This is a genomic window from Streptomyces sp. CA-142005, assembly GCF_050942335.1.
GTDB lineage: Bacteria > Actinomycetota > Actinomycetes > Streptomycetales > Streptomycetaceae > Streptomyces.
The window spans coordinates 4,106,296-4,128,173 of sequence record NZ_CP192078.1 but is presented as its reverse complement, the minus strand read 5'-3'; the positions used below and the strand labels follow the sequence as shown (position 1 = coordinate 4,128,173).

General features: G+C 71.8%; 21 protein-coding genes and 3 tRNA genes. 10 read left to right on the top strand and 14 right to left on the bottom strand.

Features of this window, described 5'->3' with window-relative positions:
- Positions 1-247: 247 nt before the first annotated feature.
- Positions 248-1,024 (bottom strand): FadR/GntR family transcriptional regulator, encoded by a 777-nt coding sequence (locus ACQPXS_RS19395; protein WP_433450632.1) that lies wholly within the window; start codon positions 1,022-1,024, stop codon positions 248-250.
- A 209-nt stretch (positions 1,025-1,233) separates the two neighbouring features.
- Positions 1,234-1,307, bottom strand: a tRNA-Lys gene (locus ACQPXS_RS19390).
- 186 nt (positions 1,308-1,493) lie between these two features.
- Between ACQPXS_RS19390 and ACQPXS_RS19385 the strand changes: the two genes are divergently transcribed.
- The 5 genes from ACQPXS_RS19385 to ACQPXS_RS19365 all read left to right on the top strand — a co-directional run bounded on the left by ACQPXS_RS19385 (position 1,494) and on the right by ACQPXS_RS19365 (position 7,073).
- Positions 1,494-2,696, top strand: a complete 1,203-nt coding sequence (locus tag ACQPXS_RS19385) for a peptidoglycan-binding protein (RefSeq protein WP_433450630.1) — start codon at positions 1,494-1,496, stop codon at positions 2,694-2,696.
- Between the two features lie 200 nt (positions 2,697-2,896).
- Positions 2,897-4,039 carry an SPFH domain-containing protein gene (locus tag ACQPXS_RS19380; protein ID WP_433450629.1) on the top strand — a complete coding sequence of 381 codons (1,143 nt, stop codon included), beginning with the start codon at positions 2,897-2,899 and terminating at the stop codon, positions 4,037-4,039.
- Between the two features lie 132 nt (positions 4,040-4,171).
- Positions 4,172-4,777 (top strand): lytic polysaccharide monooxygenase auxiliary activity family 9 protein, encoded by a 606-nt coding sequence (locus ACQPXS_RS19375; protein ID WP_351808755.1) that lies wholly within the window; start codon positions 4,172-4,174, stop codon positions 4,775-4,777.
- A gap of 154 nt (positions 4,778-4,931) precedes the next feature.
- The gene (locus ACQPXS_RS19370) at positions 4,932-5,360 is read left to right on the top strand and encodes a DUF3592 domain-containing protein (protein WP_433455864.1); all 429 of its coding nucleotides are present in this window, start codon (positions 4,932-4,934) and stop codon (positions 5,358-5,360) included.
- A gap of 39 nt (positions 5,361-5,399) precedes the next feature.
- Positions 5,400-7,073: an AMP-binding protein gene (locus ACQPXS_RS19365; RefSeq protein ID WP_433450627.1), complete on the top strand. Its 1,674-nt coding sequence runs from the start codon at positions 5,400-5,402 to the stop codon at positions 7,071-7,073.
- A gap of 56 nt (positions 7,074-7,129) precedes the next feature.
- On the opposite strand, the gene ACQPXS_RS19360 is transcribed toward ACQPXS_RS19365, so the two are convergent.
- The 6 genes from ACQPXS_RS19360 to ehuB form a co-directional block, all read right to left on the bottom strand.
- Positions 7,130-7,203 (bottom strand) — tRNA-Lys (locus ACQPXS_RS19360).
- A 96-nt stretch (positions 7,204-7,299) separates the two neighbouring features.
- Positions 7,300-8,058, bottom strand: coding sequence for an IclR family transcriptional regulator (locus ACQPXS_RS19355; protein WP_433450625.1), 759 nt, complete (start codon positions 8,056-8,058; stop codon positions 7,300-7,302).
- 215 nt (positions 8,059-8,273) lie between these two features.
- A complete protein-coding gene (gene ehuA, locus ACQPXS_RS19350; protein WP_433450623.1) occupies positions 8,274-9,056 on the bottom strand; it encodes an ectoine/hydroxyectoine ABC transporter ATP-binding protein EhuA in 783 nt (260 codons plus the stop codon).
- Positions 9,046-9,696, bottom strand: coding sequence for an ectoine/hydroxyectoine ABC transporter permease subunit EhuD (ehuD, locus tag ACQPXS_RS19345; protein WP_351808740.1), 651 nt, complete (start codon positions 9,694-9,696; stop codon positions 9,046-9,048). Before ehuD ends, ehuA begins: the two co-directional genes overlap by 11 nt.
- A complete protein-coding gene (gene ehuC, locus ACQPXS_RS19340; protein ID WP_365323339.1) occupies positions 9,693-10,412 on the bottom strand; it encodes an ectoine/hydroxyectoine ABC transporter permease subunit EhuC in 720 nt (239 codons plus the stop codon). The genes ehuD and ehuC overlap by 4 nt, the downstream gene beginning before the upstream one ends.
- On the bottom strand, positions 10,409-11,335 hold the full coding sequence (gene ehuB, locus ACQPXS_RS19335) for an ectoine/hydroxyectoine ABC transporter substrate-binding protein EhuB (RefSeq protein WP_433450621.1): 927 nt from the start codon (positions 11,333-11,335) through the stop codon (positions 10,409-10,411). The genes ehuC and ehuB overlap by 4 nt, the downstream gene beginning before the upstream one ends.
- A gap of 47 nt (positions 11,336-11,382) precedes the next feature.
- Here ehuB and ACQPXS_RS19330 point away from each other — a divergent pair, with 47 nt between their 5' ends.
- Positions 11,383-11,877, top strand: coding sequence for a DUF3830 family protein (locus ACQPXS_RS19330; RefSeq protein ID WP_433450619.1), 495 nt, complete (start codon positions 11,383-11,385; stop codon positions 11,875-11,877).
- Positions 11,878-11,889: 12 nt separating this feature from the next.
- Here the strand turns inward: ACQPXS_RS19330 and ACQPXS_RS19325 are convergent, their stop codons facing one another.
- Both ACQPXS_RS19325 and ACQPXS_RS19320 read right to left on the bottom strand, forming a co-directional pair.
- The gene (locus tag ACQPXS_RS19325) at positions 11,890-13,305 is read right to left on the bottom strand and encodes an amidase (RefSeq protein WP_433450618.1); all 1,416 of its coding nucleotides are present in this window, start codon (positions 13,303-13,305) and stop codon (positions 11,890-11,892) included.
- Positions 13,306-13,329: 24 nt separating this feature from the next.
- Positions 13,330-14,280: a D-2-hydroxyacid dehydrogenase gene (locus ACQPXS_RS19320; RefSeq protein ID WP_433450616.1), complete on the bottom strand. Its 951-nt coding sequence runs from the start codon at positions 14,278-14,280 to the stop codon at positions 13,330-13,332.
- A gap of 161 nt (positions 14,281-14,441) precedes the next feature.
- On the opposite strand from ACQPXS_RS19320, the gene ACQPXS_RS19315 reads away from it, so the two are divergent.
- The 3 genes from ACQPXS_RS19315 (at position 14,442) to ACQPXS_RS19305 (ending at position 17,167) form a co-directional block, all read left to right on the top strand.
- Positions 14,442-15,242, top strand: a complete 801-nt coding sequence (locus ACQPXS_RS19315; RefSeq protein ID WP_433455862.1) for a maleate cis-trans isomerase family protein — start codon at positions 14,442-14,444, stop codon at positions 15,240-15,242.
- Positions 15,239-15,976 (top strand): maleate cis-trans isomerase family protein, encoded by a 738-nt coding sequence (locus tag ACQPXS_RS19310; RefSeq protein ID WP_365323347.1) that lies wholly within the window; start codon positions 15,239-15,241, stop codon positions 15,974-15,976. The genes ACQPXS_RS19315 and ACQPXS_RS19310 overlap by 4 nt, the downstream gene beginning before the upstream one ends.
- A 75-nt stretch (positions 15,977-16,051) precedes the next feature.
- Positions 16,052-17,167: an LLM class flavin-dependent oxidoreductase gene (locus ACQPXS_RS19305; RefSeq protein WP_433450615.1), complete on the top strand. Its 1,116-nt coding sequence runs from the start codon at positions 16,052-16,054 to the stop codon at positions 17,165-17,167.
- Here the strand turns inward: ACQPXS_RS19305 and ACQPXS_RS19300 are convergent.
- Complete coding sequence (locus ACQPXS_RS19300; RefSeq protein WP_433450614.1) at positions 17,146-18,954, bottom strand: putative bifunctional diguanylate cyclase/phosphodiesterase; 1,809 nt, start codon at positions 18,952-18,954, stop codon at positions 17,146-17,148. The genes ACQPXS_RS19305 and ACQPXS_RS19300 overlap by 22 nt on opposite strands.
- 289 nt (positions 18,955-19,243) lie before the next feature.
- On the opposite strand from ACQPXS_RS19300, the gene ACQPXS_RS19295 reads away from it, so the two are divergent.
- Positions 19,244-20,533 (top strand): M6 family metalloprotease domain-containing protein, encoded by a 1,290-nt coding sequence (locus ACQPXS_RS19295; protein ID WP_433450613.1) that lies wholly within the window; start codon positions 19,244-19,246, stop codon positions 20,531-20,533.
- A 170-nt stretch (positions 20,534-20,703) separates the two neighbouring features.
- Here ACQPXS_RS19295 and ACQPXS_RS19290 read toward each other — a convergent pair.
- The 3 genes from ACQPXS_RS19290 to ACQPXS_RS19280 all read right to left on the bottom strand — a co-directional run bounded on the left by ACQPXS_RS19290 (position 20,704) and on the right by ACQPXS_RS19280 (position 21,864).
- Positions 20,704-20,777: transfer RNA gene (locus ACQPXS_RS19290), tRNA-Lys, on the bottom strand.
- Positions 20,768-21,337, bottom strand: coding sequence for a bifunctional DNA primase/polymerase (locus tag ACQPXS_RS19285; RefSeq protein WP_433450611.1), 570 nt, complete (start codon positions 21,335-21,337; stop codon positions 20,768-20,770). The genes ACQPXS_RS19290 and ACQPXS_RS19285 overlap by 10 nt, the downstream gene beginning before the upstream one ends.
- 158 nt (positions 21,338-21,495) lie before the next feature.
- Positions 21,496-21,864, bottom strand: a complete 369-nt coding sequence (locus ACQPXS_RS19280; protein WP_351808705.1) for a hypothetical protein — start codon at positions 21,862-21,864, stop codon at positions 21,496-21,498.
- Between the last annotated feature and the right edge of the window lie 14 nt (positions 21,865-21,878).

Below are 21,878 nucleotides of genomic sequence, written 5' to 3'. Positions count from 1 at the left end.
GTCATCGCGTGTTCGATTGCTGTGGTGGCTCGCAGCTCCCACGTCTTCCCCACCTTATGGACACGGGACGGCGACCTTCCGGTTGCATTGATGCCCCCCTCGGCATCGGTTGATGAGCGGGGCCCCCTCCCCGCCGTCTGGCAACCGTTTGCTTCCCCCCAACTCCCGCCAAACGACGGCAGCTTGGACATCCAGGGTTCTACGGCGCTCCGCATGATCGCAAGATGCGAAACGCGGTGTTTACCGGTCAAACCCGTTCATTGTGGCGCGGGTGGGGCTCGGGAGACGGCGGCGCGCCGGTGGTCCCGGAGGGTCCGGATGTGCCGCGGGTCTCGGATTGCCGGGGCGCGCCGCTGGTGGAGAGGCGGACACGGACGTTGCCGAAGTGATCTCTTATGGCCTCCTCCGCCCGCAGTGAGTCGCCGGACCGGACCGCGTCCAGGATCTCCCGGTGCTGGCGGCAGGTGACCCTGGGGTCCTGCGGCACGTCCACCAGATCCCGCTGCACCCGGTGGAAGGCGTCCCAGAACGCCTCCAGCACCTCGCTCAGCAACACGTTGTCCAGCCCCCGGTAGAGGGTGGCGTGAAAGGCCCGGTCGGTCTCGGCGAGGCCCGCCCCCTCGGCGGCCTCCTGTTCCATACGGTTCACGAGGGCGTCCAGTTCAACGAGGTCCGCCTCGGGCAGCCGCCCGGCGAGCCGCGAGACCAGCCCGGTCTCCACGGCCTCGCGCAGCTCCAGCAGCTGCAGCAGTGAGTCCTCGCCGCGGTAGTGCCCGGCGACGGTGCGGAAGGCCAGCCCCTCGATCATGGGCGCGAACGACATCGAGCCGACGTACGTCCCGAACCCGTGCCGGATCTCCACGATCCCCATCGCCTGCAGCGCCTTCAGGGCCTCGCGCACGGAGTTCCGGCTCGCGCCGAGGTACTCCATCAGTTCCGGCTCGGTCGGCAGCGGGGCACCCGAGGGCAGCCGTCGGTCGACGATCAGCTTCTTGATCCGCTCCTGGAGGTCCCGGGCTGCCATGGCCAGAGGGTATCCGGCCAGTCGTGGGGAGGGCGCTGTTCCGGACAGGGGTGATTTTCGGACATGCGAAAGGCCCCTCGCCTTCGCGAGGGGCCTTCCGGCGGGGGTGTGGGTGGCGGAGCCCCCACTGCGCGCGGCGCAGCCGCGCAATAACAGAGATGGCGAGCCAGGTCCGCGCTTTTCGCGGACATGGCTCGCCATCGTCATCGTGCGCCGCCAGGGACTCGAACCCCGGACCCGCTGATTAAGAGTCAGCTGCTCTAACCAACTGAGCTAGCGGCGCCTGCTGACGCAGATAACTCTACCTGACCTTGAGGGGTGCCCATGACCACCCCCAGGTGGCCAGTCGGCGGCGCGGAGGGGCGTGTACATCATTCGGACCGTCAATGTGGCAGTCCGGCGGCGAGTTGGGAAACTGACCAACGTGCACACTCGCGGACAAATCAGCTCGGAATGTGAGGCAGATCGCATGACGGCTCCGGCCTTCGAGGAATTCGACCCCGCCGCCGACTGTGACTGCGCCGGTTGCGCCCAGGGGCGGCGGGCCGGCCCCCGCACGCCCTCCAGTCGCCCCGGCGCCCGCCCGGCGGCCTGCGGAATCGTGGCCGTGGCCGCCGCGTCCGCCGTCCTCGGTGCGGCCGGCCCGGCCGACGGCGCCGTCACCCCCGCCCGCCCCGCCGAGGCGCGCCCCCACGTCCCCGGCGACGGCGAGCCCGACACTCCCCAGGGCACCCAGGCCCCGCTGCACGGCCCCAAGGGCACCCCGGCGGGGCCGGGCACCGCCCCGATTCCCGCCACCACCCGGACCAGGATCATCAAACGGGCCAAGGTCTGGGTGGCCGCCCAGGTGCCGTACAGCATGAGCGACTACTGGACCGACGGTTACCGGCAGGACTGCTCCGGCTATGTCTCCATGGCCTGGGGCCTGCCGGGCAACGAGTGGACGGGCAGCCTCGACCAGTTCGCCGTGAAGATCGCCAAGGAGGAGCTGGAGCCCGGGGACATCCTGCTGTACCACAACGTCGACAACCCGGAGCGAGGCTCTCACGTGGTGATCTTCGGCGGCTGGACGGACTACACGCACACCTACTACACGGTCTACGAGCAGACACCCCCGCGCACCCGCAGCCAGGCCACCCCGTATCCCTACTGGAGCAACGCCGGCAAGTACGTCCCCTACCGCTACAAGGGCCTCCCCTCCGGCAAGGGGGGCGCATGGCCGGAGGCGGCCGGCAAGGGGGTCCCCCACCCGGGCGCCGGCAACAAGTACGTCACCCTGCTCGGCCGGATGCTGATGGCCAAGGGCGGCAGGCCGCACTACACCCGGGGTCCCCTCACCCCGGCGGCGGCAGCGCCCGCCCGGCCCGCCTCCCAAGGCGTGCCGGTTCCGCAGGGAGTGCCGGCCTCGCACGGAGTGCCCGGCTATCCGGGTCGGAACCGCTTCCGTCCGGGTGAGGAGAACGCCTACATCACGCAGTTGGGCCGCCGACTGGTGGAGAAAGGATTCGGCAGGTTCTACCCCGCCGGCCCCGGTCCGCGCTGGGGCGAGGCCGACCGGCGTGCGGTGGAGACCTTCCAGCGTGCCCAGGGCTGGCGCGGCGGCGCGGCGGACGGCTACCCGGGCCCGGAAACCTGGCGCCGCCTGTTCGCGGAGGCGGACCCGAGCATGTGACCAACCGGCCACGTCACCGGCCACCCGGCCGCGGCGGCAGGCCGATCGACCACCCGCACACACCACCGCCCGCGACCCCGAGCACGTTGTTCCCGACCCCGAACTCTGCCCAAGGGTGGCCCGTCACCGACCGGAGCCCCCTGCACGTCCGACCCGATCCCCTGTACACGACGTATCTAGCGCGGAGGCTGGAGGCACGCATGAGTACGACCACATCACACACACCGCCCGAATCCGAGGGGCAGCCGGAGGGCGCCCTGGAGCCGGATGGGCGTCCGGAGCGGCTGATTCACGACGGGGCGACCACCGAGATCCCCGTCAATATGCTCTTCCGCGACGACCCCGACCCGCAAAACCCGGTGACGGTGCCGATCAAGCCCGCCCTGGTGATTCGCCGGCAGGGCACCGGCGAGCAGCCGCGCCCGGCACTCCCGGCGCCGGTGCGCCGCAGGCCGCTGCCGGAGGTCGACCCGGAACTTCAGGAGCGCCCGGCGGCGGTGCTGCCGGGGGCGGCCGGAGTGCTGGCCGGGACCTTCGGGATCACCGGCTGTCTGGCCACGTCCTGGTGGGCGGGGCTGCTCCCGCCGGCCGTGGTAGAGGCGCTGCGGCTGCCCGCGTCCCTGGGCGCGGGGTTCGGTCCGGCGCAGTGGGCGGCGTACGCCGGGGCCAGCGCGCTCGGGATCCTGGGCTTCGGCGGGCTGACCCGGGGGCGGACCGGGCGGGCCTGGGTGCTCGGCCGGTTCGGCCGCTACCGGGGGACGGTACGGCGCACGGGGCTGCTCTGGGTGAACCCGCTGCTGCCGCGCCATCGGGTCGATGTACGGCTGCGGCACTGGCGCAGCCAGGCGATGCCGGCGGCGGATCCCGACGGGATGCCGCTCAGGGTGGTGGTGCTGGTGGTGTGGCGGATGCGGGACACCGCGCGGGCGGTGCTCGGCATCGAGGACCACGAGACATATCTGCGCGAGTGCGTGGAGGCGGCGCTGGCCCGGGTGCCGGTGGAGCCGGCGGACAGGGCGGGCGGCGAGGTGCCCGCGGCCGGGGACGCGCTGACCCGGCTGGTGGCGGAGGAGACCGCGCCGGTCGGCCTGGAGGTGTTCTCGGTGCAGCCGCTCACGGTGGAGTACGCCCCGGAGGTCGCCGGCGCGGTGCACCGGCGGCGGATCGCCGAGCTGGATGCCCGGCAGCGGGCCGGGATGCTGGACTCGGTGCTGGACTCGGTGGAGGAGACGGTGAACCGGCTGACCGCGCGTGGCCTGGTCGAACTCGACGACTACGAGCGGAAGGTCCTGGTGCGGGACCTGACGGTGGCCTTCTGCGGGGGGCGCGGGGAGCCGTCGTAAGCCGCGGGGGAGCCGTCGCAGCCCGGCCTGCTATTGGTATGGACATGCTCAACTAGCGGCAATAACCTGGCACTTGGTCTAGACCTACCTGCACAGCTCACCGAACTCCCCACGTTCTCCAGGAGCGGCAGTATGCACACCAGGACCAGGTTGTCCGCGGTCGTGCTGGGCGTGGTGACCGCCGGAGCGTTCGCGCTCTCCACCGGCGGCGCCAGCGGGCACGGCTACACCGACCTCCCCGTCAGCAGGCAGAAGCTGTGCGCCAACGGCACGGTGACGGGCTGCGGCGACATCCAGTACGAGCCACAGAGCGTCGAGGGTCCCAAGGGCTTCCCGGCCGCGGGACCCGCCGACGGCCAGATCTGCAACGGCGGCCTGAGCCGGTTCGCCCAGCTCAGCTCGCCGAAAACCCCGTCCGGCGGAGCCTGGCCCACCACGAGGGTGACCGGTGGCCAGACGTACACCTTCCGCTGGCAGTTCACCGCCCAGCACGCCACGACGGACTTCAAGTACTACGTCACCAAGCAGGGATGGAACCAGAACCACGCCCTGTCCCGCTCGGACCTCAACCTCACCCCGTTCCTGACGGTCCCGTACAACGGCCAGCGCCCGCCGGCCACCCTCAGTCACAGCGGCACCCTGCCGAGCGGGCTGAGCGGGCACCACGTCATCCTCGCGGTGTGGACGATCGCCGACACGGGCAACGCGTTCTACGCCTGTTCGGACGTCACCTTCTGAGGACCGTTCCGCCACAGCACGGAAACTGAGGTTCCCTTGAGGCCGACCGCCCCTACCCGCGGGTACGTTCCTCGCACGCCGGCCGAGCGGAGCGGCGTACCGACCTCGGGGGGACCTCGTGTTCGAGCTGTTTTTCTACGCCGTGCCCGCGCTCATGATCGCCCTGGCGGTCTTCGCCCTGGTCAGGCTCCTGCGCAGATCGCGGGAGGTGCGCCGGGCCTGGAACGGTGGGCTGACGGCAGAGGCGCGCTGCCTGCGGACGTACACCACGACCAGCGGCGGCGGTGAGACCTCCGTGAGCACGACGCTCCACCACGTGTACGAGTTCACCACCCGCGAGGGCCGTACCGTCCGCTTCGAGGAGAGCAACGGGCCGGGGACGCGGGTCGAGGGCGACATCGTCACCGTGCACTACACGGCCGAGCGACCCGAACAGGCGACGGCGCACGCCCCGGCGCGTGGGAGGCTCGCCGCCGAGTCCGGCTGCGTGGTGGCGTTCTTCGGCGTGTTCATCGCGGGCTGCGTCACCTTCATGGTGGTCGCCCACTCCGTCTTCTCGATGGCGGACGGCTTCCTGCCCTAGTCTCCCCATCTGACGCCATGTCAGTTACCGTGCGCCTCCATGGAGTCCATGACGCGCACGGTCGCCGAGCTGGTCGCCGCGCGGTGGGGCGACCACCGGCCGGGGCTCAGGTGCGAGGAGCGCACGCTGACGCAGCACCAGGTCGCCGCGGGCGCCGCCGCCCGCGCGGCGCTCCTGGCCGACCTGCTGCCCCCGGGCGCCGTACCGCATGTCGGCGTGCTCCTCGACAACACCGAGGAGTTCCCGCTCTGGCTCGGCGCCGCCGCCCTGGCCGGCGCGGCCGTCGCCGGGATCAACCCCACCCGCCGGGGGCCCGAACTCGCCCGGGACATCCTGCACACCCAGTGCCCGCTCCTGGTCACCGAGCGGGCCCACCTGCCCCTGCTGGCAGGGCTCGGCCTTCCAGGGGGGTCCCCCCGCGCGAGCGCAGTCGAGCATGGGGGAATACGGCTGCTCGTCACGGACTCCCCCGAGTACGCCGCCCTCCTCGCCCCTTACGCCGACGCCGCGCCCGACCCCTCCCGCGCCGCACCCGCCGACCGGCTGCTGCTGTACTTCACCTCCGGCTCGACCGGCGCCCCCAAGGCCGCGCTCTGCTCCCAGGGCCGGCTGGCGGCGGCCGGGCAGGCGCTGGTGCGGCAGTTCGGGGTGCGCGCGGACGACGTGCACTACATCTGCATGCCGATGTTCCACGGCAACGCGGTGATCGCCGACTGGGCGCCCGCGCTGGCCGCCGGTGCGGGTATCGCGCTGCGGCGGCGGTTCTCGGCGTCCGGGTTCCTGCCGGACGTGCGCCGGTTCGGGGCGACGTACTTCACCTACGTCGGGCGGGCCGTCCAGTACGTCCTCGCCACCGAGGAGCGCGTGGACGACCGCGACAACCCACTGCGGCTCGGGTTCGGCACGGAGGCGGGTGCGGTGGACGCGGCGGCCTTCGAGCGGCGGTTCGGGGTCCGGCTGGTGGAGGGGTACGGCTCGTCCGAGGGCGGCGCGGCGATCCAGTGGGCGCCGGGCACGCCGAAGGGCGCGGTGGGACCGGCCGGCCCCGGCCTGGTGGTGCTCGACCCCGCCACCGGGCGCGAGTGCCCGCCGGCCGTGTTCGACCCGGCCGGGCGGCTGCGCAACGGGGAGGAGGCGATCGGCGAGCTGGTGAACCGGGGGCCGAACCCCTTCGAGGGGTACTGGAGGAACCCGGCCGCCGAGGCCGAGCGGCGCAGGGGCGCGGCGTACTGGACCGGTGATCTGTTCTACCGGGACGCCGACGGCTATCTGTACTTCGCCGGCCGTACCGATGACCGGATCCGTGTCGACGGGGAGAACCTGGCCCCCGCGATGATCGAGAACATCGTCGCCCGCTACCAGGGCGCGGCGGCCGTCGCCGTGTACGCGGTGCCGGACCCGGTGACCGGGGACCAGGTGATGGCGACGATCGCCGGGTCCTTCGATCCGGCGGGCTTCACGGAGTTCCTGGCGGCCCAGCCGGACCTGGGAACGAAGATGGCGCCCCGGTTCGTGCGGGTGGTGGAGCGGATGCCGGTGACGGCCACGAACAAGATCCACCGGGCGCTGCTGCGGCGGGAGGGGTATGCGTGCTCGGACCCGGTGTGGTGGCGGCCACAGGGGGAGGACGTGTACCAGAGGCTCACGGACGCGGATACCGAAGGGGGTGTGGGTGGCGAAGCCCCCACCACGCGCGGCGCAGCCGCGCAATAAGAGAGATGGCGAGCCAGGTCCGCGCTTTTTGCGGACGTGGCTCGCCATCGTCATCGTGCGCCGCCAGGGACTCGAACCCCGGACCCGCTGATTAAGAGTCAGCTGCTCTAACCAACTGAGCTAGCGGCGCATGACTCCCGCCCACCGCGGTTGTTTCCTTCCGCGGTCGGCGACGAAGAAAATACTACCTGGTCCGCAGGGGTGCTTGTGACCACCCCCGGACCGGCTAGATCGTCAGCGAGAGCAGCACCGGTGCCGCGCTGCGGTTCAGCGTGTCCGCCGCCTGCTTCAGCCGGTGGGCGTGCTCCACGGGAAGCGACAGCGCCAGGCAGCCCACCGACGCGCCCGCCGTGATCGGGACCGCCGCGCAGACCGTGCCGATCGCGTACTCCTGGAGGTCCAGGACCGGCACGGTCGGTGGCTGGGACTCCAGACGGGACAGCAGCAGCTTGTCGCTGGTGATGGTGCGCGAGGTGAGGCGGGCCATCTTGTGCCGGGAGAGGTGGTCGCGGCGGGCGTTGTGGTCCAGCTGGGTGAGCAGGCTCTTGCCGACCGCCGTGGCGTGGGCGGCCGTGCGGAAGTCGACCCACTCGTTGACCGCCGGGGTGGTCGGCCCGGCGGCGTACTGGGTGACCTTGACCTCGCCGTCGACGTACCGGCTCATGTAGACCGCCGCGCCGACCGAGTCGCGCAGCCGGTCCAGGGTGTGCTGGAGCTTCTCGCGCAGCGCCCGCTCCCGGTCGTGCGCGGAGGTGAGGCGGCGCAGGGTGTCGCCGGTGACGTACGCCCCGTCGGCGATCTGCTCGACATAGCCCTCCCGGCGCAGCATGAGCAGCAGGGCGGTGAGCCGCTCGGGGTCGAGGCCCGTGCGGCGGGCCAGCTCGGTGTCGGTGACGCCGGCGCAGTGCCGGGCGACGGTCTCCAGTACGCGCAGGGCGTCCTGGGCGGAGTGGTACGGGGCGGTCGGCTCGTTCCTCAGCGCCACGGTGTTCCCCCTGCGCTCGCTCGCCTGTGTGTGCCGCGAGATCCGGTCGGTGGATCGTTACCACGATAACGGGCAAACCCGGTCCGGGGAGAGGGGGTTGGCGAGATTCTTGCACCCGCCCGACCCCTCCCAACTGCGGCGCAGACCCCCTGGCATATGCCAAAGTCATGACCCAGCGGTTGGACCTCGGTGTCTTCCGGATCCACGCGCCGTAGTCACAGGACGGCGCTGAGGAATTCCCGGGTGCGGTCCTGCTCCGGCTCGTTGAAGATCTGCTCCGGGGAGCCCGATTCGATCACCCGGCCGCCGTCGAACATCAGCACCCGGTCGGAGATGTCGCGGGCGAAACCCATCTCGTGGGTCACGCAGAGCATGGTGATGTCGGTGGTGCGCGCGATGTCCCTGAGCACGTCGAGGACGCCCGCGACCAGCTCCGGGTCGAGCGCGGAGGTCACCTCGTCCAGCAGCAGCACCTGCGGCCGCATCGCCAGCGCCCGGGCGATCGCCACCCGCTGCTGCTGACCGCCGGAGAGCCGGGTCGGCTTCGCGTCGCACTTGTCGGTCAGCCCCACCAGCTCCAGCAGCTCCCGGGCGCGCTCCTCGGCCTCGTCCTTGGACATCCCGAGGACCTGCACCGGCGCCTCGGTGATGTTCCGCAGCACGCTCATGTTCGGGAACAGGTTGAACTGCTGGAAGACCATGCCGATCTTCTTGCGGACCTCGCGGACCTGCTTCTCCGGCGCCGGGAACAGCTGCTCCCCGTCGACGGTGATCGTGCCCTCGTCGGGCTTGGTGAGGGTCATCAGGAGCCTGAGGATCGTCGTCTTGCCGGATCCGGACGGGCCGATCAGGGTCACGTGCCGGCCGGCGTCGACGGAGAAGTCCAGCCGGTCGAGCACGGTGTTGGCGCCGAACCGCTTGGTGACGTTCTGCAGGCGGATCAGCTCGGTGGGCTGGGCGTCGGTGGCGGAGGGCTGCGGACGGGTCTCAACGGACAAGGCGTCGCTCCAGAGCTCGCAGGAGAAGGGAGGCCAGATAGGAGATGAGGATGAAGGCCACACCGATCACGGTGACCGGCTCGGTGAACTGGAAGTGCTGCTGGGAGAAGAGCCGGGCCTGGCCGAGCATCTCCAGCACGGTGATCACCATCAGCATCGGCGTGTCCTTGAGCATGGAGATCACGTAGTTGCCGAGCGCGGGGACCACGCGGCGGATGGCCTGCGGCAGGATCACCGCGGTCCAGGTCCGCCGTCGCGGTAGGTTCAGCGCGGTCGCCGCCTCCCACTGGCCGGGGGGCACCGCCTCGATACCGGCGCGGTAGACCTGCATGGTGTACGTCGAGTAGTGCAGGCCGATCGCGAAGACACCGGTGGTCAGCGCGGAGAAGGTCACGTTCCACTCGGGCAGCACGTAGAACAGGAAGAACAGCTGGACCAGCAGCGGGGTGTTGCGCACGAACTCCGTGACCACCCCGACCGGCCAGCGCACCCACCGGCTCGGCGTCCGCATCAGCAGCGCCCACACCAGGCCCAGGCTGAAGGACAGCAGCGAACCGAGGGCCAGGGCCTCCAGGGTGACCCGCAGCCCGTCCCAGAAGTGCGGCATGAACTCGCTGACGGCGTTCCAGTCCCACTTCATGCGACGCGCCCCCCTACTCCGGTCGTCTGCGCCCGCTTCAGCTCACGCGCCGCCGAGAACGTCCCGGCGTCCTTGCCGATCCCGGCCTTCAGCCGCTTCTCCAGGCCCCGCATCAGCCGCGTGATCAGGAAGGCGATCACGAAGTAGATCAGCAGCACATAGGTGTAGATCTCCGCGCTCTGCTGCAGCGCCAGCCGGACCAGATTCGCGCTGAACGTCAGATCGCCCATGCCCATCACCGACACCAGCGCGGTGCCCTTGAGCAGCTCGACCAGCAGATTGCAGAAGGGCGGGATCATCTCCGGCACCGCCTGCGGCAGCAGGATCAGCCGCAGCCGCTGGGCCGGGGTGAAGCTGAGCGCTATGCCGCCCTCCTGCTGCGCCGGATCGACCGACTGCAGCGCGCCGCGCACGATCTCCGAGCCGTACGCGCCGTAGGTCAGCCCGAGTGCCAGCGTGCCCGCCCACATCGGCACCAGCTGCCAGCCGAAGGCGACCGGCAGCACGAAGAACACCCAGAAGATCATCACCAGCGCCGAGGTGCCGCGGAACACCTCGGTGTAGAAGCCGGCGACGAACCGCACGATCCACAGCCGGTGCGTCCGCGCGATGCCGACGACGAAGGACACCGCGGCGGCCAGCAGCGCGCTGAACACCAGCAGCTGGACGGTGGTCCAGACGCCCTTCAGTACCAGTTCCCACAGTCCCGAGGTCATCCGCCGCACAGCTCCTTCGCGGTGAGGTCGGTCATCTCGGCCTTCGTGAACCCGAAGGGCCGAAGGATCCGGAACAACTCCCCACTCTTCTTCAGCTTGCGCAGCTCCACGTTGAAGGCGTCGCGCAGCTTCGTCTCGGTCGGGCGGAACGCGAACGCGCCGCCGTCGACGTGCGGTTTGCCCTTGACCAGCGGCGCGAAGGGCCGGGTCGCCTCGGTCTTGGCGGACTTCTTCACGACCTCGCGGGTGGTGAGCGCCGTACCGGCGAAGACGTCGACACGGCCCGCCTCGACGGCGTTCAGCCCGGCCACCTGGTCCGGGACGATCAGGATGTCGCTCTGCTTGTACCCGGCCTCGACCGCGTACTGGATCTCCGCGTATCCGGTGCCGGTGGCGAACTTGGCCTTCTTCGCGACGACGTCCCTGTAGGAGTGCAACCCCAGCGGATTGCCCTTCCGCACGATGAACGAATCCAGCATCTGGTAGTCGGGATCGGCGAAGATCACCTGCTCGCAGCGGTCCGGGTTGACGTACATCCCGGCCGCCACGACGTCGAACTGCTGCGAGTTGAGCCCCGGGATCAGCGAGCCGAACTCGGTGGGCACCGGCTGGACCCGGTCGACCCCGAGCCGCCTGAAGATCACCTTGGCCAGCTCGGGCGCCTCACCGGTGAGTTGCCCGTCCTTGTCGATGTAGCCGAAGGGGATCTCACCGGCGATCCCGAGCCGTACGACGCCCTGCGCGCGGAGCCGGTCGAGCAGGTCTCCGCCCTCCTTGTCCGACGCCGCGGCCACCCGGGAGCAGCCCGCCGCGCCGAGCACACCGAGGGCGGCGAGGCCACCGAGCACCGAACGCCGGGTGTGTCGGACGTGTCTTGTTTCCGACCGGAATGTGTGTACGTCGTTCCCAAGTGGTGGAGCCATGGCGGCGCGGCTACCCAAGCGCATCCGGGCTATGCACCCTTGTTTTCATGGCCGATCGATTCGTCACCGTCTCGCTCCGGAAGCGGGACGTGCACTGCACGGCACGACTGCTGGCCGACCGCGCGCCCCTGACCTGCGCGGCGGTATGGGACGCGCTCCCGCTGGCGAGTGACGTCTATCACGCGAAATACGCGCGCAACGAGATCTACGCCCTTTTCCCGCCCTTCGCCTCCACGGAACCCCCACTGGAGAACCCGACGGTCACCCCGATTCCCGGCGACCTCTGTTACTTCTCCTTCGCCGGCACCGAACTGGGCACCAGGGCCTACGGCTACGACCGCGAGGTCCGCCCCGGCACCACGGTGGTCGACCTGGCCCTGTTCTACGAGCGCAACAACCTGCTCCTCAACGGTGACGTGGGCTGGGTACCGGGGATCGTGTGGGGCCAGGTGGTGGAGGGGCTGGAGACGATGGCCGAGGCGTGCAACGACCTGTGGCGCAGCGGCGCGGCGGGGGAGACGCTGGCGTTCCGGCGGGCGTGAGCGGCTCGGGCTTCACGCGCCGGGCGCCCGGACGGCGGCGACCGCCGGGGCCGGCACCACCCCGGCCTCGTACAGCGCGTGCGCGGCGCGCAGGACCAGGTCGTCGCGGTGGCGGGCGGCGACGAGTTGCATGCCCACCGGGAGGCCCTCCGCGTCCGTGCCCACCGGGACGGTCGCCGCGGGCTGCTGGGTGAGGTTGAACGGGTAGGTGAAGGGCGTCCAGCCCGTCCAGCGGTGGTGGGCCGAGCCCCTGGGCACCTCCACGCCCGCCTCGAACGCCGTCAGCGGCAGGGTCGGGGTGACCAGCAGGTCGTAGCGCTCGTGGAAGCGGCCCATGCGCCGGCCGAGGTCCATGCGGACGTCGACCGCGGCGAGATAGTCCAGCGCGCTGTAGCGCGCGCCCCGCACGCAGATCTCCCGCAGACCGGGGTCCAGCAGCTGCCGTTTGCGCGGGGAGAACCGCTCGGTGACCCGGGCCGCGCCGCTGAACCACAGGGTGTGGAAGGCCTCCACCGGGTCGCTGAAGTCCGGGTCGGTCTCCTCCACGTACGCGCCGAGGTCGGCCAGAAGGGCCACCGTCCGCCGTACCGCCGCCGCGACCGCCGGCCGGACCGCGACCTGGCCGCCGAGGGTCGGGGAGTACGCCACCCGCAGGCCGTGCACGCCGCCCCTGAGCGCCTCCGTGAAGGAGCCCGGCGCGGGCGGCAGGCCCGACCAGTCGCGCGGGTCCGGGGCGCCGATGACGTCCAGCAGCAGCGCCGCGTCGGCCGCGTCCCGGGTCATCGGGCCCGCGTGGGACAGTGTGCCGAACGCGCTCGCCGGATACAGGGGCACCCTGCCGTACGTGGGCTTCAGCCCGAAGATCCCGCAGAACGCGGCCGGGATACGGATGCTGCCCCCGCCGTCCGTGCCCAGCGACAGCGGGCCCGCGCCGAGTGCCACGGCCGCCGCGCTGCCCCCGCTGGAGCCGCCGGCGGTGCGGGAGTGGTCGTGCGGATTGCGGGTGATCCCGGACAGCGGGGAGTCCGTCACGCCCTTCCAGCCGAACTCGGGGGTCGTCGTCTTGCCCAGGAACACCGCGCCGTGCTCGCGGAGCCGGGCCACCGAGGGGGCGTCCTCGTCCCATTCGCCCTGTTCGGAGATCGTCCTGGAGCCGCGCAGGGTCGGGTGGCCGCGCAGCAGCAGGATGTCCTTCACCGTCACCGGCACCCCGTCGAGCAGCCCGGCCGGCTCACCGCGGCGCCAGCGCTCCTGCGACTGACGGGCCCGGGCGAGCGCGTCCTCCTCGGTGAGGCGTACGAAGGCGTTCACCTCCGGCTGGATGCGGCGCGCCCGTTCCAGGGCCTGTCCGGTCGCCTCCACGGGGCTGAACTCGCCCTTGCGGTAACCGTCGAGGAGCTGTACCGCGGTGAGGTCGGTGAGCTGCATGCACCCTCCAAGAGGTCCGGGCGGTCAGTGGCCTGGGACGTATCCGCGCTTCTTGTCGACCACGTTGACCAGTGATCTGCCCGCCGCCCACCGCTCGTACAACTCCACGAACTGCGCGCTCAGTTCGTCCCGCCAGCCCACCGTGTCCCCGCTCATGTGCGGGGAGACCAGCAGGCCGGGCAGGTCCCACAGGGGGCTGTCCGCGGGGAGCGGCTCGGTGGTGAACACGTCCAGTGCGGCACCGGCGATCCAGCGCCGGGTCAGGGCGTGGGCGAGGGCGTCCTCGTCGACGAGCTGACCCCGGCCGACGTTGACGAAGAACGCCGAGGGCTGCATCACGCCGAAGCGGTGGCGGTCGAACATGCCGTACGTCTCCTCGGTGAGCGGCGCCGCCGCGATCACCCAGTCCGCGCGGGAGATCAGCCGGTCCAGGTCGGCCGGTCCGTGGATGCCGGTCCGCGGCACCCGCCCGACCAGGGCCGTCGTCACGCCGAGGGCCTTCAGGGCGCGTACGATCGCCCGGCCGATCGGGCCCGAGCCGACCACGCACGCGCGCGTGCCCGCCACCCGCCGGCCCTCCCGGTGCCGCCAGGTCCGCTCCCGCTGGAGCTCCAGGGTGCGCGGCAGGTCCTTGGCGACCGCCAGCACCAGGGCCGCCACGTACTCGGCGATCGGCTGGTCGAAGATCCCGCGGGCGTTGGTGACCACCGTGTCGGACGCGGCCAGCTCCGGGCCCATCAGATGGTCCACGCCCGCGCTCGCCGTGTGCACCCAGCGCGGGCGGGGGCCCTCCCCGGGCCAGGCCTCGCGGACCGCGTGCGAGGCGAAGTCCCAGACCAGGAGCACGTCCGCCTGCGGCAGCCGCTCGGCCAGGTGCGCGGCGTCCGTGTGCACGATCCGGGCGCGCCCGGTCAGCCGGCCGAGCCGCGGTGGCGGGTCGGCGTCCAGCACCAGGAGGGTCGGCAGGGTCGTCATACGGGGCGGCTCCGAGCGTCCGACGTGCGCGGATCATGCGTGCTGACATGCGCGGACTGTGCGCGGATTGACCACGCTCGCACCCGAACCTACCTTCGTCAACACGGGCGCATTCGCGATGCGTTGCCCACTCGTCTCCCAGCGTGAGGCCGGTGCCAGCGATGGACGTCTCCTTTCTCGGCGGCCCCCGCCCCCAGCGCGGTGTGGGAGTCGTGGCCCCCTTCGACTTCGCCCTGGACCGCGAGCTGTGGCGCTGGGTCCCCGACGAGGTGTCGCTCCATCTGACCCGGACCCCGTTCGTGCCGGTCGAGGTGAGCCTGGACCTCGCCCGGCTGGTCAGCGAGCACGAGACCCTCGGCGACGCCGTGCGCGCGCTGACCGCCGTAGCGCCCGAGGTCGTCGCCTACGCCTGCGCCTCCGGCAGCTTCGTCGGCGGGGCCGCCGGGGAGCGGGCGATGTGCGCGGCGATGAGCCTCGCGGGCGCGCCGCCCTCCGTGACCACCTCGGGCGCGCTGCTGGAGGCACTGGTCGAGCTGCGGATACGACGCGTCGCGCTGGTCACGCCGTACACCGTGTCCGTGACCCGGGCGCTGGAGGACTTCGTCGCCGAGGCCGGCGTCGAGGTCACCGGGTGCGCGTTCATGGGCCTGACCCGGCACATCTGGCAGGTGCCCTACCGGGACGTCGTCGCCATGGCCCGGCAGGCGGTGCGCCCCGGCACGGCCGACGGGCTGTTCATCTCCTGCACCAACCTTCCGACGTACGACGTGATCCCTCAGCTGGAGGCCGAACTGCGCATCCCCGTGCTCTCTGCCAACCAGGTCACGATGTGGGCTGCTCTGCGCCGGCTGGGTACCCGAGCCGTGGGGCCCTATCAGGCGCTGCTGGACGAGTCGGCCCGTGCCTGGCCCCCCGCACTGCCGGAAGAGACGCCGGAAGAGACGCAGGAAGGCTGGACATGACCGCACTCGGATTCCTCTACCCGGGCCACTCCGCCGAGGACGACTATCCGCGCATCGAGCAGCTCCTGGGCAGCGACATCCGGGTGGACCTGGTCCACACCGACATCGGCGAGGACGCGCACCGGGTGGCGGCGCTGCGCGAGATGGGCTCCGCCGAGCGGCTCGGCGCGGGGATGGAGACCCTGCGGCTGAGCGGGGCGGAGACGGTGGTGTGGGCGTGCACCAGCGGCGGCTTCGTGCACGGCTGGGAGGGCGCCCAGGACCAGGTGCGCACGCTCGCCCGGCTGGCCGGGATGCCCGCGTCCTCGACGTCCTTCGCCTTCGTGCACGCGGCCCGGGAGCTCGGGGTACGGCGGGTCGCGGTCGGCGCCACCTACCCGGAGGACATCGCCGCGCTCTTCGCGGACTTCCTGCGGGCCGGCGGCCTGGAGGTGACCGGGATGCGGTCCTCGGGGATCGTCACGGCGGCGGAGGTCGGCACATGGGGCGAGGAGGACGTGCTGACGCTGGCCCGGGCGGCCGACGTCCCGGACGCGGACGCGGTACTGCTCCCGGACACGGCCCTGCACACGGCCGCCCATCTGTCCCTGCTGGAGAAGGCGCTGTCCAAGCCGGTGCTCACGGCCAACCAGGTGACGGTGTGGGAGGGGCTGAGGCTCGCCGACCGCCGGGTGAACGCGCCGGCACTGGGGTCGCTGTTCACCCGGGAGCCCCTGGTCCAGGTGCGGACATAGGCGTACGGGAATAAGCGGAGACTGCCTCCTGTTAGTGGGCCAGGACAGCCCACGCCACGAACAGGAGGCCACACCGTGTCGGCAGACGAGGCAGACGAGATCCGGGGCACGGACGAGATCCGGGGCACCACGCACGGGACCGCCCCCGTCCCCCTGTCCGTACTGGACCTGGTGACCGTCGGCGCGGGCAGCACCGCCTCCGACGCCCTGCGCACCAGCGTGGCGCTGTCCCGGTTCGCCGAGGCCCGCGGCTTCCACCGGTACTGGGTCGCCGAGCACCACTCCATGCCCGGTGTCGCCTCCTCCTCGCCCGCCGTGATCCTCGCCCACCTCGCCGCCCACACCGAGCGCATCCGGCTCGGCTCGGGCGGCGTCATGCTGCCCAACCACGCCCCGCTGGTGATCGCCGAGCAGTTCGGCACGCTGGAGGCGCTGGCGCCGGGCCGCGTCGACCTCGGCCTCGGGCGGGCCCCCGGCACGGACGGCGCCACGGCCGCGGCCCTGCGCCGCACCGACACCCTCGACGAGGGCGCCGACGACTTCCCGCAGCAGCTCGCGGAACTCCTCCGCTTCCTGGACGACGACTTCCCCGACGGGCACCCCTACCGCCGGATCCACGCGATCCCCGGCCCGGTGCAGGGCAGCACCCCGGGTGGCGTCCAGTCCCCGCACCGCCCGCCGGTCTGGCTGCTCGGCTCCTCCGGCTTCAGCGCCCGCCTCGCCGGAATGCTGGGCCTGCCGTTCGCCTTCGCGCACCACTTCTCCGCGCAGAACACCATCCCGGCGCTGGACCTGTACCGGCAGACCTTCCGCCCCTCCGCGGTCCTCGACGAGCCCTACGCCCTGATCGGCGTCTCCACCCTCGCCACCGACGACGCGCGCGAGGCCCGCCGCCAGACCCGGGCGATGGCCCTGAACATGCTCCGGCTGCGCACCGGCCGGCCCGGCCTCTTCCCCGACCCGGACGAGGCCGAGACGCACGAGTTCAGCCCCATGGAGGAGGAGTTCATCACCTCCTGGACGTCCAACATCGTGCACGGCACCGCCGACGAGGTCCGCTCCGGCCTGGACGACCTGCACAAGCGCACCGGGGCCGACGAGCTGATGCTCGTCTCCCACGCCCACCGCGGCGAACTCCGTCTGCGCTCCTACGAGTTGATCGCAGACGCCTACGGCTTGCCGACCGCGTAGGTCTGCTCGCCGAGGAGTTCGGAGATACGATCCGGCGGCACCGGACGGGAGTACAGCCAGCCCTGGCCGGTGTCGCAGCCGATGCGGCGCAGCCGGGTGGCCTGGGCCGAGGTCTCCACGCACTCGGCGGTGACGGTGATGCCGAGCCGGTGGGCGAGCTGGATCATCGCCTCGACGATGACCTCGTCGGCCGGGTTGGGGGCGATCGCCGGGTCCTTGTCGGCCTCGTACTGGAAGCCGCGCACGAAGGAACCGTCGAGTTTGAGGGTCGAGACCGGCAGCCGGCTGAGGTAGGCGAGGTTGGAGTAGCCGGTGCCGAAGTCGTCGATGGCGATGCGGACGCCCATGTCGCTGAGCGCCTGCAGGGCCTGCAGCGGCCGGCCGGCCGAGCCCATCACCGCCGACTCGGTCAGCTCCAGCTGGAGCAGATGCGGGGCGAGTCCGGTCTCGGCGAGGATCTCGGCCACGTCGGAGACCAGGTCGGAGTCCCACACCTGCCGTACGGCCACGTTGACGCTGACGAAGATGGGCGGCTCCTCGGGGTGGTCCAGCTGCCAGCGGCGGGCCTGGCGGCAGGCGGTGGCGAGCGCCCAGCGGCCGAGCTGCACGATCGAGCCGTCCTCCTCGGCCAGTCCGATGAACCGATTCGGCGTCAGTGTGCCGAACTGAGGATGATTCCAGCGGATCAGCGCCTCGACCCCGGACAGGCGTCCGTCCTCCATGCCGACCAACGGCTGGTACTCCAGGGCGAATTCGCCGCGTTCGATGGCGGGTCGCAGGGTGGAGGACAGGGCCTGCCGGGTCATCAGGTGCGCGTTGCGCTCGGGATCGAACAGCGTCCAGCGGGCCTTGCCGTCGGCCTTCGCCCAGTACAACGTCGTGTCGGCCGCCTGCATCAGGCCGGTCGCGGTCGTACCGGCGGCATGGCGTTCCACGACGCCGATGGAGGCCGTCAGCGACAGGCGCTGGCCCGCCAGGTCGAAGGGTTCCTCCAGGGCCTTGAGCGCCGACTCGGCGAGGTCGGCGAGCTGTTCGGTGCCGGTGGAGTCCTCCACGAGCAGCGCGAACTCGTCGCCGCCGAGCCGGGCCACCAGCGGGGTCACCGCGCGGGCGTAGCCGGCCTCGTCGGCCACCCGGGTCAGGCGCTCGGCGACGGCCGCGAGCAGCCGGTCGCCGACGCGATGGCCGAGGGTGTCGTTGACCGCCTTGAAGCCGTCGAGGTCCAGATAGCACAGGCCGATCCGGCCGGTGCCGCTCTGCTCGTACGACTCCGCCTCCAGCGCGGCCGTGAGCCGCTCGAAGAACAGCGTGCGGTTGGGCAGCCGGGTCACCGGGTCGTGCATCTGCAAGTGCCGCAGCCGCGCCTGGAGTTCGCGGCGGGCGCTGATGTCGGCGACCGAGAGCAGCACACCGGGTTCGCCACCGGCCAGCGGGGCGATGGTGACCTGCACCCACACCGAGTGGCCCTCGGGGTGTTTCAGCCGGCGGGTGCAGCGCAGCTTCGCCTGCCGGCCGCGCAGGACCTCGCGGTAGGCGTGCCAGCTGCGGGCGTCGGAGGCCAGGTCGACGAGGTCGGCGGCGACCCGTCCGGTGAGCGTGTCCGGGTCGGTGCCGAGCAGCTCGCCGAAGGCCGCGTTGGCGTCGGCGACGAGTCCGGCGCGGTCCACGACGGCCATGGCGAGCGGGGCGGCCGCGAAGACACGCTGATAGGTAATGTGATCACTGTCTGTGACGGCTGACCGGTCGAGGTCTGCCGCGGGCGTCGGCCCTTCGGACGTTCCGCTCACCGCTCGCTCCCGCAGTGCACTCGATCGATGTCCGTGCCGGAAAGTGTGCCGATCATAGAGGCTGGCCCCGGGCCCTTCCAGCCACTCTCCAGTGTCCCGGACGGAGCACAGTTTCTGACAGATCGTTTCTGCCCGCACCTGGACGGGTTCTTGGGGCCCCCGACCAGTTGTGACGTTCCGTGAGTGTTCCGGGGTGTCGGGCGCCGGAGCGCACCGGCGCACCCGAAGGCGCACTCACCCTTGTGGTGCAGACGAACAGGGCATAGCACTACAAATACCAGCAATCTGGATGCGGGTCCCGCGAACCGCGTCCGGAGGTCAGCCCGTGCACAAGCTGCGCAGCACCGCCGCCGTGTGCACCACGCTGTCGGCGCTCGCCGCGACGTCGATCCTCGGCGGCAGGTCGTCCGCCGAGCCCTTCTCCACGGCCGCGTGCGCCCTGCACCGGACCGACGCCCACCACTCCGAGGGGGTGGACACCTGGAACACCGCCTACCCCCGCCCGATCGGCACGGTGGACGCCGTGATGGTGTTCCTCTCCTTCCCGGACGCCACCCCGCGCACCAGCCCGGCCGAGCTGACCGCCGACCACTTCCCCGCCACCAGCCGCTACTACCAGCAGGCCTCCTACGGCAGGCTCACCCTCCGCCCGCACCCGCTGGGGCACTGGCTGCGGATGCCCCGGCCGTCCACGGCGTACGCGATAAGGCGGGACTGGGACATGGACGACCGGGCCGCCTATCTCCGGGACGCGTTCGCCGTGGCCGACAAGGAGGTCGACTTCTCCCGCTACCAGGTCGTGTACTTCGTCGCCGACCCGGACGCGCCCGGCGTCGACTCGGACGCCACGAAGGTCGTGAACCTCGACACGCCCGTCCATGTGGACGGCACCGACGTCCGCCGGGTCGTCACGGTCTTCGAGAAGCACCCACCGGACCACCTGGTCCTCGCCCACGAGACCGGCCATATGTTCGACCTGCCCGACCTCTACCGCCGCCCGGCCGACGGCAAGGGCGACTGGGACACCCACGTCGGCGACTGGGACCTGATGGGCAGCCAGTTCGGGCTGGCGCCGGACCTGTTGGCCTGGCACAAGTGGAAGCTGGGCTGGCTGGAGCCGCGTCAGGTGGTGTGCGTGCGCGGCGCGCGGCCGACCCGGCTGACCCTGGAGCCGCTGGAGGCCGGCCCCGGCGTCCCGGTGCAGGGCGCGGCGGGCACCCCGTCTTTCGGCCTCGGGCACGGGGTGAAGCTGGCGATCGTGCGCACCGGACCCGACAGCGCCCTGGGCTTCGAGGCGCGCGATGCGGCCGGCAACGACCGGGCCACCTGCCGGCAGGGTGTCCTGGTGTACCGGATCAGCAGCGGAGCGGCGTCCGGCGGCGGCCCGGTGGCGGTCGCCGACGCCCACCCGCACACCGAGGCCTGCTGGGAGAACTCGGTCTACCCACCCCTCGCCGACGCCCCGGTCGCCCTCGGCGAGAGCTTCACCGTGCCCGGGGAGGGCGTCCGGGTGGAGGTGGAGGGGAGGACGGCGTCGGGGGCGTGGACGGTCAGTATCACGCCGGCCGTCACCGGCTGATCTTCCGGGCCCGCGGTCACTGGGCCGATGCGCTCCCGGCCTGCGGTCACTGGACCGACCCGATGGGGGTGTGGGTGGCGAAGCCCCCACAGCGCGCGGCGCAGCCGCGCAAAAACAACGATGGCGAGGCGCTCCGCGCTGTGTGCGGACATGCCTCGCCATCGCCATCGTGCGCCGCCAGGGACTCGAACCCCGGACCCGCTGATTAAGAGTCAGCTGCTCTAACCAACTGAGCTAGCGGCGCCTGCTGACGTCGTAGACCTTAGCACCCTGGTCGGCGGGAGGAAAAATCGATATCCGCACCGCCGCGCGGGCCGCCCGCACGGCCGCCCAGAGGACGACCTCAGGCCCCGGCAGCCAGGGGTGACGGGTGTCCGGGGCGACCAGCCAGCGGGACTCGCCGGCGGTGTCGCCGGCGGCCGGCGCCGGGACGGTCACCGCGTCGCCCGTGCCGTGGCACAGCAGCGGCGGCACCGCCTCCGTGCGGTTCGAGCCCCACTCCTCCCACGCCAGCAGCGAGGGCAGCCGCTGGGCGGTGCCCGGCGCGGCGAACAGCAGCACGCGGCCGCGGAACACCGCGACCGGGCCCGAGCCCGGGCCGTCGTCCCACAGCCGGTCCAGCATCCGGCGGCCGAAGATCGCCGGGGCGCTCACCACATCGAAGACGGTGCCGCAGGGCAGGACGACCGGGGCGTCCGGGCGCTCCTCCCAGAGGGCCAGCGTGCTCCGCGGGTGCGTGCCCGCCGAGGCGAGCCAGGTGACGCCGTCGGGGGTGACTCGGGTGACGTTCGGTGTGCTGCTCATGCCACCCAGGTGTACCGGGCGTGAGCAGCCCGTTCTTCTGAGTTGCCGAAAACCGGGACAGAGAGGGTGGGGGAGGAGTATCTTGCCCGCCTGGCATATGCCATGTGGGTTACTCGGAGGGTTCGGGCTGACGCGGCCGCAGGCGCGGGGCCGCCGGGTCACACGGGATCGGGGTATGCCCGTCCCTCGGCGTTGCCCCGCATCAGGTCCCGGCCGAACTCGACCATCTTCTTCGCGTAGTCCTCGGTCCACTCCGCCCGCTCGGCGATGTCCCCCGGGGTCAGCCGGTCGAACCGGCGCGGGTCGGCGAGCTGGGCCGCCGCGATGGCCTGGAACTCCACGGCCCGGTCGGCCGCCGCGCGGAACGCCTGGGTCAGCTCCGTCGCCCGGGCCAGCAGCGCCCGCGGATCCTCGATCGACTCCAGGTCGAAGAAGTGCTCGGGATCGCCGGCCGCCTCCGCGGGCTCGAAGATCAGAGGCGCGGGGCGTAGCCGCGGTTCGTTACGACGCGGCGTGGGCTCCGCCATGTCCTGTCTCCTCC

Bases quoted from the DNA above. Each gene is read 5' to 3' on its own strand.
- ACQPXS_RS19395 (WP_433450632.1), bottom strand. From the start codon at position 1,024: ATGGCAGCCCGGGACCTCCAGGAGCGGATCAAGAAGCTGATCGTCGAC.
- ACQPXS_RS19385 (WP_433450630.1), top strand. From the start codon at position 1,494: ATGACGGCTCCGGCCTTCGAGGAATTCGACCCCGCCGCCGACTGTGAC.
- ACQPXS_RS19380 (WP_433450629.1), top strand. From the start codon at position 2,897: ATGAGTACGACCACATCACACACACCGCCCGAATCCGAGGGGCAGCCG.
- ACQPXS_RS19375 (WP_351808755.1), top strand. From the start codon at position 4,172: ATGCACACCAGGACCAGGTTGTCCGCGGTCGTGCTGGGCGTGGTGACC.
- ACQPXS_RS19370 (WP_433455864.1), top strand. From the start codon at position 4,932: ATGATCGCCCTGGCGGTCTTCGCCCTGGTCAGGCTCCTGCGCAGATCG.
- ACQPXS_RS19365 (WP_433450627.1), top strand. From the start codon at position 5,400: ATGGAGTCCATGACGCGCACGGTCGCCGAGCTGGTCGCCGCGCGGTGG.
- ehuD (WP_351808740.1), bottom strand. From the start codon at position 9,696: ATGAAGTGGGACTGGAACGCCGTCAGCGAGTTCATGCCGCACTTCTGG.
- ehuC (WP_365323339.1), bottom strand. From the start codon at position 10,412: ATGACCTCGGGACTGTGGGAACTGGTACTGAAGGGCGTCTGGACCACC.
- ehuB (WP_433450621.1), bottom strand. From the start codon at position 11,335: ATGGCTCCACCACTTGGGAACGACGTACACACATTCCGGTCGGAAACA.
- ACQPXS_RS19330 (WP_433450619.1), top strand. From the start codon at position 11,383: ATGGCCGATCGATTCGTCACCGTCTCGCTCCGGAAGCGGGACGTGCAC.
- ACQPXS_RS19325 (WP_433450618.1), bottom strand. From the start codon at position 13,305: ATGCAGCTCACCGACCTCACCGCGGTACAGCTCCTCGACGGTTACCGC.
- ACQPXS_RS19320 (WP_433450616.1), bottom strand. From the start codon at position 14,280: ATGACGACCCTGCCGACCCTCCTGGTGCTGGACGCCGACCCGCCACCG.
- ACQPXS_RS19315 (WP_433455862.1), top strand. From the start codon at position 14,442: ATGGACGTCTCCTTTCTCGGCGGCCCCCGCCCCCAGCGCGGTGTGGGA.
- ACQPXS_RS19310 (WP_365323347.1), top strand. From the start codon at position 15,239: ATGACCGCACTCGGATTCCTCTACCCGGGCCACTCCGCCGAGGACGAC.
- ACQPXS_RS19295 (WP_433450613.1), top strand. From the start codon at position 19,244: ATGCGGGTCCCGCGAACCGCGTCCGGAGGTCAGCCCGTGCACAAGCTG.
- ACQPXS_RS19285 (WP_433450611.1), bottom strand. From the start codon at position 21,337: ATGAGCAGCACACCGAACGTCACCCGAGTCACCCCCGACGGCGTCACC.
- ACQPXS_RS19280 (WP_351808705.1), bottom strand. From the start codon at position 21,864: ATGGCGGAGCCCACGCCGCGTCGTAACGAACCGCGGCTACGCCCCGCG.